Source organism: Acinetobacter sp. V91_7 (assembly GCF_031799075.1).
GTDB lineage: Bacteria > Pseudomonadota > Gammaproteobacteria > Pseudomonadales > Moraxellaceae > Acinetobacter > Acinetobacter calcoaceticus.
Genome location: NZ_JAVQNT010000001.1, coordinates 18195 through 27964 on the forward strand (window position 1 = coordinate 18195; position 9770 = coordinate 27964).

Genomic DNA, 9770 nt, shown 5'->3' on the forward strand with positions numbered 1-9770 from the left:
TATTCCTTATTTTTGTTTTTTTGGCAAGATATCCATAAGTTTGCAAATAATCCCCAACATAATCTCATCGGCTCCACCACCAATAGAACCTAAGCGGCCGTCACGGTAAAGCTGAGATGCAGGGTTATCCCACATAAAGCCATTGCCACCCCAATATTGCAAACAGCTATCTGCCACTTCGCGGGTTAAACGTCCTGATTTCAGTTTTGCCATTGAAGCCAGCATGCTGACATCTTCACCGGCAATATGCTGTTCACACGCTTGGTAGGTTAATGCTTTTAGTGCTTCCACTTCAGTCATAAGTTCAGCAAAGCGGAAATGGATATATTGATTATTGATGAGTGGCTGACCGAAAGTGGTACGCTCTTTGGTATAGGCAATGGTTTTTTGAATTAATGTTTCCAATCCTCCAATCGAATTGGCACATGCCCACAGACGCTCTTCCTGAAATTGCATCATCTGCATCATAAAACCCATGCCTTCTGCACCGACTAAATTACGCTGCGGTACACGCACGTTATCTAAATAAACTTGTGCTGTAGTGGTTGAACGCATTCCTAATTTATTGAGAGGTTCTGAAAAACTGATGCCTTTAGTTTTTGCGGGTACAATAATCATCGATTTATTGACGTGTGGTTTATCATCAGAAGTGTTGGCTAAAAGGCAGAAAAAGTCGGCTTGTAATGAGTTGGTAATCCACATTTTGCTGCCGTTAATCACATAATCATCACCATCTTTTTTAGCCGTAGTTTTAATTGCCGCCACATCAGAACCAGCATGAACTTCAGATACAGCAATCGATGCCACATATTCCCCAGCAATGGCTGGTGTTAAAAACTCATCACGTAATTCTTTACGACCAAAACGTGCGAGAGCTGGTGTTGCCATATCGGTTTGTACACCAATTGCTAAGGGCACGCCCCCACAAGCTGCACGGCCAATTTCCTCGGCAACAACAAGGTTATAAGAATAATCTAAAGCTAAACCACCATTTTCTTCAGGCTTACAAATCCCTAATAAACCAAGGTCACCCATCTTTTTAAATACATCATGAATCGGGAAACGACCCGCCTCTTCCCATTCTGGAATATTCGGATTTAGCTCATTTTCAACAAATTGACGAGCTGTACGGCGTAATGCTTCATGTTCGGCAGTAAATTTCATTACATTCTTCCTGATAATTTTTTTAATTGCGGTAAAAGTTGCTTAAAAGCGAGACACCCCAAAACGGCTTGGATTCAATGTCCGCTGCTGTGCTTCATAAATGGTTTGTAAAAGGAAAATCAGTAATTTTCGGGTATCTCGCGGGTCAATAATGCCGTCGTCATGCAACATGGCAGTGTTGAAAAGTGCGGTAGACTGTTGTTCCAATTTCATGGCTGTACTTTGCTCCAGAAAATCGAGCATTTGTGGATTAGGCTCCTGACCTGAAGCTTTTTGCTTGCCTTCTGCCACAATACGTAAGACTTTTCCAGCCTGAGCGGCGCCCATTACAGCAACATGCGAGTTTGGCCAAGCAAAAATAAAGTCTGGCGATAAACTACGTCCACACATCGCATAGTTGCCAGCTCCATACGACCCAGCTACCACAATCGAAATTTTCGGCACGGTACAATTGGCAACAGCTTGAATTAATTTTGAACCATGTTTGATAATACCGTTTTGCTCTGCATCGGTACCCACCATAAAACCAGTGGTGTTATGCAAGAACAATAGCGGACGCTGTGTCTGTTCACACAGGTGAATAAACTGAGCTGTTTTCGCCGCACCTTGAGGGGGAATCGGACCATTATTGGTGATAATACCGATATGCAAGCCACCAATTTTTGCCCAGCCACAAACCGTTAAATCATCATATTCCTGTTTAAATTCAAGAAAATCTGAATCATCAACAATTCGGGCTACCACTTCTTTCATATCGAATGGTTGTTTAGGATCACTTGGAATCACACCCAATAATTCATCGGCATCGTAACGAGGTTCTTTATAGACTGCATCAACTGGTTTGATCTGTTCTTTCCAGTTCAGATGCTCAAAAATTTCACGTGCAAGTCGAATACCATCGGCATCATTTTCTGCCAAATATTCAGCGGTTCCAGCAATTTGAGAGTGCATTTCCGCTCCACCCAATTCCTCCGCTGTAGCAACTTCACCCGTGGCAGCCAGAAGTAACGGTGGACCTGCAAGAAGCATTTCGGTTTGTTTACGTACCGCAATGACATAATCAGAAAGCCCAGGTTGATAAGCACCACCTGCTGTCGCATTACCATGTACAACAGCCAGTTGTGGAATACCTTCTGCAGAAAGGCGTGCCTGATTGGCAAAGGTCATACCACCGTAGGTAAATACTTCTGCTGCATAATTTAAGTTAGCGCCACCACTTTCGGTTAGCGTAATCAGCGGAAGTTTTTGTTCTAAGGCAATTTTTTGCAAGCGTAAGGTTTTCTGTACACCCATGGGCGACATAGTTCCTCCCTTAATTGCACTATTACTTGCAGAGACTAGGCAACGCACACCACTAACAAAACCAATGCCAGCAATCACCCCGCCCCCAGCTTCCGAGCCATCTTTATCATCATGCATGTTATAGCCAACCAAACCACAAAGTTCGATGAAAGGAGAGTCGGCATCTAGCAATAACCGCACACGTTCATGCGGCAAAATTTTGCCTTTTTTATCGAACTTTGGTTTAGCGGCGTATGATTTATCAATACTTTTTTGCTGAATTGCACGGACCTCACTCAACTGAGCAAGTAGAGCATCTTTATTCTTTTGATACTGTTCACTACCTACAGCAATTTCAGATTGGAGAATGGTCATTCTTTATTCCTCACTCCAAGCCTGAATTATTGTTTTGCTCGGCTTTTTCAGTCTTATCTTTTTTAAAAATTTCAGGGATAAACGCACGATGGAAACCGTTATAAGATTCGCTATTTGTCGCATCGCTTAGCGGATACATTCGTGTTCCTTGTGATGCGGCCCCATCAATACGTAAGGTCACACCAGAGACAAAAGCCGCAGCATCAGATAACAAATAGCAAATTGCTGATGAGACTTCCGACTCGGTTCCCATACGCTTTAGAGGTACATTGCCAGCAAGACTTGGAATAATCACCTTGGCAAAATCACCGCTATAATTATCCATGCCTGATGAAACAATCCAACCCGGCGCTACAGCATTCACTCGAACGCCAGATTTCCCCCACTCGACCGATGCTGTTTTGGTTAAGTTATCAACCCCCGAACGTGCAGCACCTGAATGCCCCATTCCTGGCATGCCGCCCCACATATCGGCAGTCATGTTGACAATACTGCCACCATGTTTTGCCATCCATTGGTTATAAGCTTCACGCATTAAATAGAAAGTTGAATGCAGATTATTACGCACGACTGCATCAAAGCCGTTCGCAGAGATATTCTCTAACGCCGAAGGAAACTGACCGCCCGCATTATTAACTAAACCATCAAGCTTGCCGAACTTCTCAATCACTTCAGCAATCATATTCTTCACTTGTTCTTCTTCTCGGTTATCACACACAACAAAATGAACGAGTCCGCCATCCTCTGTAATTTCTTGGCTTACTTTTTCCAGTTTTTCAATTTTTCGTCCTGTAATTACGACTTGAGCCCCTAACGCGGCAAGCTCATGTGCAGTACAGCGACCAATTCCTGAGCCACCACCGGTCACAATAATGACTTTATTGGTAAAGGCATCAGGTCTAAAAATTGATTGATAACTCATCTTTATTTCATCCATTCATTTTATTTTTCTAAAAGATTTGCCGGAACTTTTACAGGCATATCCAATAATTGTTGAGCAAATGCTTTGCCTTGTGGGTCAATACGCAGGCTTGCAACACCGCCACCACCCAAGGCATTTTCCAACATAAAATTCAACGCATTTAAACCCGGCAATTCATAACGAATTACTCGTCCTTTTTCAGCATCCAAAACATGTTGCATATAGCTTGCAACAGCTTGCTCTGTGAGTGCTGCACGAATCCAAGGTAAATATTCTGCTTTACGCGCAATCACCCCAATATTGCTATGATTGCCTTTATCACCACTACGAGCATGTGCAATTTCAATTAAAGGGACTTCTACTTCATCTGCTTGATAAACTGCTGTTTCACCTGCTGCAAAGGTATTGAATTGCTGTGTAGAAATTCCTTGAGGAATCTCAACCGGATAACGTTTCCCATCAAAATCAACTTCCACATTGACCTGATTTTTATCAATTAAAAATGAAAATAACTTAATCACTGGAGATGCCTTAGGCCGTCCTCCAACGATTCCCGCTAAGGCTGGAGCCATTCCTGTTGAAGCCTGTGCAATTTCAGATGCAAAGAACATACAAGCTTCTTTAAACATGTGCTTTACAGCTATTTTGACGACCACTTCGCGGCTATTTAATGCTTGGGCATGTGCGCCATAAGTACTTTCGATGCCTAAAATTTCAACAGATTTTTCACTAAAAGGAGGTACTGAACGCATGGCCAACACACGCTCACATTTAGTTAAAATGGCATCGGCAATGACTTGCGCTTTTTGTGGTGCTTCACGCCCTGCGATTAGAAAACTAACTAAAACCCGATAGCCATCAGGATAAGTTGCACTCACTTTATATTGTGCTGTAGGTGCTTGCCCTGTTGCACCAGTCACACGCACTCGATGTTCACTAATTTGTTCTAGGTGCACCTGACTAAAATCAGCAATCACATCTGGTAATAAATAGGCTTGTGGATTGCCAATTTCATACACGATTTGCTCTGCAACTGTTGCGGTAGAAACCAATCCACCTGTACCTTGCGGTTTAGTGACTACAAATGAGCCGTCCTCACTGACTTCAACCACAGGAAAACCCATATTGTCGAAGCCTTGAACCAAACGCCAATCGGTAAAATTACCGCCTGTACATTGAGCGCCACATTCAATCACGTGTCCTGCCAATGATCCTTGCGCCAACTTGTCATAGTCATCGAGCGACCACTGATATTCATGAAGCAAAGGAGCAAGCACTACAGCCGAATCTACAACACGGCCCGTAATCACAATATCTGCACCTAAGTTCAAGGCATCGCGAATGGCCACAGCACCTAAATAAGCATTACTGCTCGCCACCTGATCTGGCAAACGCTCGTTGCTAAACATTTCTTGAATATTTTGTTGTTTGAACTGTTCTTGCTTTGCTAAAAGATCATCACCTAAAACCACAGCCACTTTCAGGTTTAAACCATATTCACTAATTATTTTTTGCAAAGCATCCCGACAAGCAAGCGGATTTACCCCACCTGCATTACTAATCACCTTAATCTTTTTTTCTGCAATTTTTTTAAGTAGAGGTGCCATTACTCGACTAACAAAGTCTAAGGCATAACCATGTTTTGGCTCTACCATTTTCGCTTTTGCCATAATCGACATCGTAATTTCTGACAAATAATCAAAAACCAAATAATCAATATCGGTTAAATGCACCAATTGAAAAGCAGCAGTATTGGTATCCCCCCAAAATCCGGAGGCACAACCTATCTTTACGACACGCTCATCATCCTGTTGATTACTTGCCATCTTATTTCTCGTTGTTCTGTTTAAAAATTAGTCTCAACATTACCAAGCAAGCGCTTGGTTTGTAAAGAGCAAAATGTTATTGTGATGTTGACCAAATCTTCCAAAATCGATAATCATTCTGAAATATGGTGAGATTTAGCAAAAAATTTCAGTATTCATTTTATTTAAAGGGTCAAACCGCACGCATGATTGCTACTTCAATTGAACAGATTCCAAATATCTCTTGCTTTGATGACAGCCCACGTGGTCGTTTATTACAAGGTGCCGCGTACCTATTTCACAAACAAGGCTATGACAAAACTACTGTCCGTGAACTAGCTCAATTTATTGGTATTCAATCGGGGAGTTTGTTCCATCACTTCAAAAGTAAAGATGACATCCTTGCCCATGTGATGGAGCAAACCATCATTTATAACCTAGCCCGTTTAGAAGATGCAGCAACTCAATCTACAGATCCAGAGCAACAATTACGTGCCCTAATTAAAGCAGAACTCATCTCGATTACTGGAGATACAGGTGCTGCCATGGCTGTGTTGGTTTATGAATGGTTTGCTCTTTCAAAAGAAAAACAAGATTATCTATTGGAAATGCGTAATGAATATGAGCAAATTTGGTTAGATGTTATTGAAAGGTTACGCAAAAAGGGCAAGATAAAGCATGATGCCTTTATTTGGCGACGTTTAGTTGGTGGGGCGATTTCATGGACGGTAACTTGGTATAAACCTGAAGGTAAGGTCAAAATTGATGAACTGACCGAAATGGTTTGGGAGATGGCTTTGAAATGAGTTCAGTCTATTTACGTAAACCTCAAATAAATGACTTGGCTGAAATTAAAGAAACTTATGAGCGCAGTGTTCAATTACATCAACCGTGGACATATCCACCCTCTGACTTTCAACACTACCTAGCACAAGAACATCGTTATTTCGTTTGTTTAGAGAAAGACCATACAATTGTAGGAACTTTTAATATCTCTAATATTATCAGAGGTTATTTTCACTCGGCTTACTTAGGTTATGAAGTATTTCATCCATATCGAGGCCAAGGATATATGAAAGAGGGTCTAAAGTTATTACTCAAAGAGGCATTTGAAAATTTAAACTTGCATAGACTTGAAGCAAACATACAACCTGAAAATATTGCTTCAATTCATCTGGTTGCAAATGCAGGTTTTATCAAAGAAGGCTTTTCTCGACAATATCTTCGAGTAGGTGGAAAAGAGTGGAAAGATCATGAACGTTGGGCGATTTTAAATTATGACTGGATTGAAGCATTTCAATAAACTTATGAATGAGATGCGGTGGCACAATCACCACCTTATCAAAAATTAATAACCCAACTGCTTACTAATCAAATCTTTCATGATTTCTTCAGCGCCACCGCCAATCATATTGACCTTCACTTCACGATAAATACGTTCAGACTTAGTTCCACGCATAAAGCCCATACCACCCAATGTTTGTACAGCTGCGTCAGCACAAAATTGCATAGTACGTGTAGCAACATTTTTAAGCATTGAAATTTGAGCTACGAGCTCTGGCCCCTGCAACTTAGGTTGAGTCATTTTCCATGCAGTTTCTTCAAGTAATGCCCGTGTTGAGGTCAATTGTGTCGCCATATCCACCAACTTATGACGAACTACTTGATGATCAATTAATCGCTTACCAAATGTTTTACGTTGCTGGGCCCAATCTAAAGCTTCTTCATAACACACCAGTGCATAACCATAAGCCACTACACCTAAGAAAAAACGCTCCATATTAAAGTTATTCATAATTACTTTAAAACCAGCATTTTCTTTACCTAAAAGATTTGATACAGGCACTTTAACTTGGTCAAAATGCAAATGTGCTGTATCTGAAGCCCACCACCCCATTTTCTTTAAAGGTGTTTTAGTGATTCCTTCACTCTGGGCATCAATCAGCAACATCGAAATACCTTCAGCACCCGATTTAGTCGGGTCTGTACGCACCGCAACGGTGTAATAATCAGCACGAATTCCTGAAGTAATAAAGGTTTTCTCACCAGAAACAATATAATAATCACCCTCTCGCACAGCCTTAGTCTGAAGTGCAGCAACATCTGACCCACCACTTGGTTCAGTAATGGCTAAGGCAGAAATTTTCTCACCAGAAATAATACTCGGGAGAACTCTAGCCTTTAATTCTTCACTACCAAAATGCTGAATCGGTGGTGCACCAATGGTATGTACCATCAATGAGATATGTACTCCACCAGAGCCAGCCTTCGCCATTTCGACACCAGCCAGCAATGAATAGAATGGATCAGCATCTGGAATACCACCATATTCTTCAGAAAACCCTAATCCTAATAAACCAATCTCAGCAGCTTTCTTGTATAGTTCTCTTGGAAATGTCTCGGCTTCATCCCACTCATTGACAAAAGGTGCCATTTCTTTTTGTACAAATCGACGAACATTATCAGCAAAAGCAATGTGTTGTTCATTATAGTAAATTGGGTTGGATTGCATTTTTAGAGATATCCTAATGTTTTTTATTTAATTCCAAGGCATATCTTGGCATGTTTGGCATCAATCAAAAGTTGCAAGAATCTCCAATTTCTTGGCATAAAACATCAAACCCAATTATTCTTATTAAAATGCAAAGTCTATACTCTTAAACAGCAACGAAATCCACGAACCGCGTAATACGATTGTGCACCATTATGATAAACAAAAACACGGCCATAACGACGGTCAGCAAAAAGTGCTCCATCTAGTTGGCGAATCTCATCTGGAGTTGCAAGCCAACTTGATGTTTTAAGATCAAACTCACCTAACTTTTGTAATTGATGATATTGCTCTTCTGTTAGAAGTTCGACTCCCATTTCTACAGCAATATCGATTGCACTATTTTTAGGTGGGTGATCTTTCCTAGACTCTAAAGCTTCACGATCATAACAAAGACTTCTACGGCCTTTTGGTGTCTCAGGAGAGCAATCCATAAACAAATATTCATCACTCTGCTGCTCATAAGCCACCACGTCAGGCTCTCCTCCCGTATTTTCCATTTCTTGCAATGACCATAGTTTGTCAGGAGATTTAATTAGTTTAGTCTGCACACTCGGCCATTCTATTTCTCTATGGCGATGTGAATTCTTTTCAAATCTATTTTTTAGTAGCTCAATCAGTGTTTCTATTTGCTTTGGAGCTAATTGCTTTTTAATTACCATTGGATAAATCCTTATATTTATTAAGCTGAACGCCCATCAAAATAATTTATTTTTTCTAAATCCATATCATCTATGCATCGAACATTAATAGCAAAGATAGCATTACCCTTTGCGTCTGTACCTTGAGCATAAGGGTGAATACCACAATTTTTGCAGAAATGATGATTAATCACATGTTTATTAAAAGTGTAATTCGCTAAAATATCTAAAGATTCAAAAGAAACCGTAACTTGATTACTCGGTAAGAACCAAAATAAGGCGCCTTTCTTTTGACAGATTGAACAGTTACAAGATAATGCCTCTGATACCACAATAAATTTAACCTGACCACAATAACAACTTCCTTTATATTCCATACCTATTTTCCTTTTTCTCGTTCTAATTTTTTAGAATATTCTTCTTAATACTTCAATTTTTTATCATTTTGTAGAATTTATTTTCTCTTCATCACCCAAACATATAAATTAAAATAATGATCAACTCCAAAAAGATTGACACCTCTTACATCTACTACCATCTTTAAAAGAGAATAAAGGTAGACCAAAGAACATGAAAGCTAAAAAAGTTGATTTTTTCCCTTTTGTATAAGCTTCTATATCTCGACTTCCACAATAAGGGCAACATTCTTTATTCTTTCCAAATTTTTGCTCTAACTCATCACTAAAGTCCTTCTCAAGAAGAGCCTTTGATTCCTCAACATAGTCTGCTGGAACTAATAGACGAACTCCACCTAAAGCATTGGAATAAAACCAATCCATATTAATAGTGTGTTCATTTTCAATATATACGGGAATACCAAAAGCTTCTAACTGAGTTTTTGCAATTTGAGCTTCATAAGGAAAAGAGAACGTTTTAACCAATATCCATTGCATAGGTATATTTCAAAAAATAGAAGGGAGTTATGGGCTAAAAATATCATTTTTAGGCAGTTAAAGCATTACTCCCCTTTTCCAAGCATAAAAAAACACCCTCAACTGTAAAGTTGAGGGTGTTTAGAATAATGAGCTGGC

At 40.2% G+C, this 9770-nt stretch carries 10 protein-coding genes; 2 read left to right on the top strand and 8 right to left on the bottom strand.

What is annotated here, in order from left to right; translation table 11 throughout:
* Positions 1 to 6 precede the first annotated feature (6 nt).
* Genes RMB03_RS00105 through RMB03_RS00120 form a run of 4 tightly spaced genes read right to left on the bottom strand, consistent with a single transcriptional unit; the run spans position 7 to position 5568 of the window.
* On the bottom strand, positions 7 to 1164 hold the full coding sequence (locus RMB03_RS00105) for an acyl-CoA dehydrogenase family protein (protein ID WP_056481856.1): 1158 nt from the start codon (positions 1162 to 1164) through the stop codon (positions 7 to 9).
* Between the two features lie 42 nt (positions 1165 to 1206).
* Positions 1207 to 2820, bottom strand: coding sequence for a carboxyl transferase domain-containing protein (locus RMB03_RS00110; RefSeq protein WP_311072955.1), 1614 nt, complete (start codon positions 2818 to 2820; stop codon positions 1207 to 1209).
* Between the two features lie 10 nt (positions 2821 to 2830).
* Entirely contained in the window at positions 2831 to 3742 is a 912-nt protein-coding gene (locus tag RMB03_RS00115) for an SDR family oxidoreductase (protein WP_311072957.1), read from the bottom strand.
* Positions 3743 to 3762: 20 nt separating this feature from the next.
* The gene (locus RMB03_RS00120; protein WP_311072958.1) at positions 3763 to 5568 is read right to left on the bottom strand and encodes an acyclic terpene utilization AtuA family protein; all 1806 of its coding nucleotides are present in this window, start codon (positions 5566 to 5568) and stop codon (positions 3763 to 3765) included.
* A gap of 185 nt (positions 5569 to 5753) precedes the next feature.
* Here RMB03_RS00120 and RMB03_RS00125 point away from each other — a divergent pair, with 185 nt between their 5' ends.
* Both RMB03_RS00125 and RMB03_RS00130 read left to right on the top strand, forming a co-directional pair.
* On the top strand, positions 5754 to 6353 hold the full coding sequence (locus tag RMB03_RS00125) for a TetR/AcrR family transcriptional regulator (protein ID WP_311072961.1): 600 nt from the start codon (positions 5754 to 5756) through the stop codon (positions 6351 to 6353).
* A complete protein-coding gene (locus tag RMB03_RS00130; protein WP_311072962.1) occupies positions 6350 to 6850 on the top strand; it encodes a GNAT family N-acetyltransferase in 501 nt (166 codons plus the stop codon). Before RMB03_RS00125 ends, RMB03_RS00130 begins: the two co-directional genes overlap by 4 nt.
* Before the next feature lie 45 nt (positions 6851 to 6895).
* Here the strand turns inward: RMB03_RS00130 and RMB03_RS00135 are convergent, their stop codons facing one another.
* The 4 genes from RMB03_RS00135 to RMB03_RS00150 all read right to left on the bottom strand — a co-directional run bounded on the left by RMB03_RS00135 (position 6896) and on the right by RMB03_RS00150 (position 9632).
* Positions 6896 to 8059 (bottom strand): acyl-CoA dehydrogenase family protein, encoded by a 1164-nt coding sequence (locus RMB03_RS00135; protein WP_017391488.1) that lies wholly within the window; start codon positions 8057 to 8059, stop codon positions 6896 to 6898.
* A 137-nt stretch (positions 8060 to 8196) separates the two neighbouring features.
* Positions 8197 to 8760 (bottom strand): DUF4256 domain-containing protein, encoded by a 564-nt coding sequence (locus RMB03_RS00140; protein WP_311072964.1) that lies wholly within the window; start codon positions 8758 to 8760, stop codon positions 8197 to 8199.
* Between the two features lie 20 nt (positions 8761 to 8780).
* Positions 8781 to 9116, bottom strand: coding sequence for a GFA family protein (locus RMB03_RS00145; RefSeq protein ID WP_311072966.1), 336 nt, complete (start codon positions 9114 to 9116; stop codon positions 8781 to 8783).
* Between the two features lie 120 nt (positions 9117 to 9236).
* Positions 9237 to 9632 carry a DUF2007 domain-containing protein gene (locus RMB03_RS00150; protein WP_311072968.1) on the bottom strand — a complete coding sequence of 132 codons (396 nt, stop codon included), beginning with the start codon at positions 9630 to 9632 and terminating at the stop codon, positions 9237 to 9239.
* Positions 9633 to 9770 lie beyond the last annotated feature (138 nt).

What these genes read in the sequence shown, in the direction of transcription:
- RMB03_RS00145 (WP_311072966.1), bottom strand. Translation starts at nt 9,116, where the DNA reads ATGGAATATAAAGGAAGTTGTTATTGTGGTCAGGTTAAATTTATTGTG.
- RMB03_RS00115 (WP_311072957.1), bottom strand. Translation starts at nt 3,742, where the DNA reads ATGAGTTATCAATCAATTTTTAGACCTGATGCCTTTACCAATAAAGTC.
- RMB03_RS00120 (WP_311072958.1), bottom strand. Translation starts at nt 5,568, where the DNA reads ATGGCAAGTAATCAACAGGATGATGAGCGTGTCGTAAAGATAGGTTGT.
- RMB03_RS00105 (WP_056481856.1), bottom strand. Translation starts at nt 1,164, where the DNA reads ATGAAATTTACTGCCGAACATGAAGCATTACGCCGTACAGCTCGTCAA.
- RMB03_RS00135 (WP_017391488.1), bottom strand. Translation starts at nt 8,059, where the DNA reads ATGCAATCCAACCCAATTTACTATAATGAACAACACATTGCTTTTGCT.
- RMB03_RS00125 (WP_311072961.1), top strand. Translation starts at nt 5,754, where the DNA reads ATGATTGCTACTTCAATTGAACAGATTCCAAATATCTCTTGCTTTGAT.
- RMB03_RS00140 (WP_311072964.1), bottom strand. Translation starts at nt 8,760, where the DNA reads ATGGTAATTAAAAAGCAATTAGCTCCAAAGCAAATAGAAACACTGATT.
- RMB03_RS00130 (WP_311072962.1), top strand. Translation starts at nt 6,350, where the DNA reads ATGAGTTCAGTCTATTTACGTAAACCTCAAATAAATGACTTGGCTGAA.
- RMB03_RS00150 (WP_311072968.1), bottom strand. Translation starts at nt 9,632, where the DNA reads ATGCAATGGATATTGGTTAAAACGTTCTCTTTTCCTTATGAAGCTCAA.
- RMB03_RS00110 (WP_311072955.1), bottom strand. Translation starts at nt 2,820, where the DNA reads ATGACCATTCTCCAATCTGAAATTGCTGTAGGTAGTGAACAGTATCAA.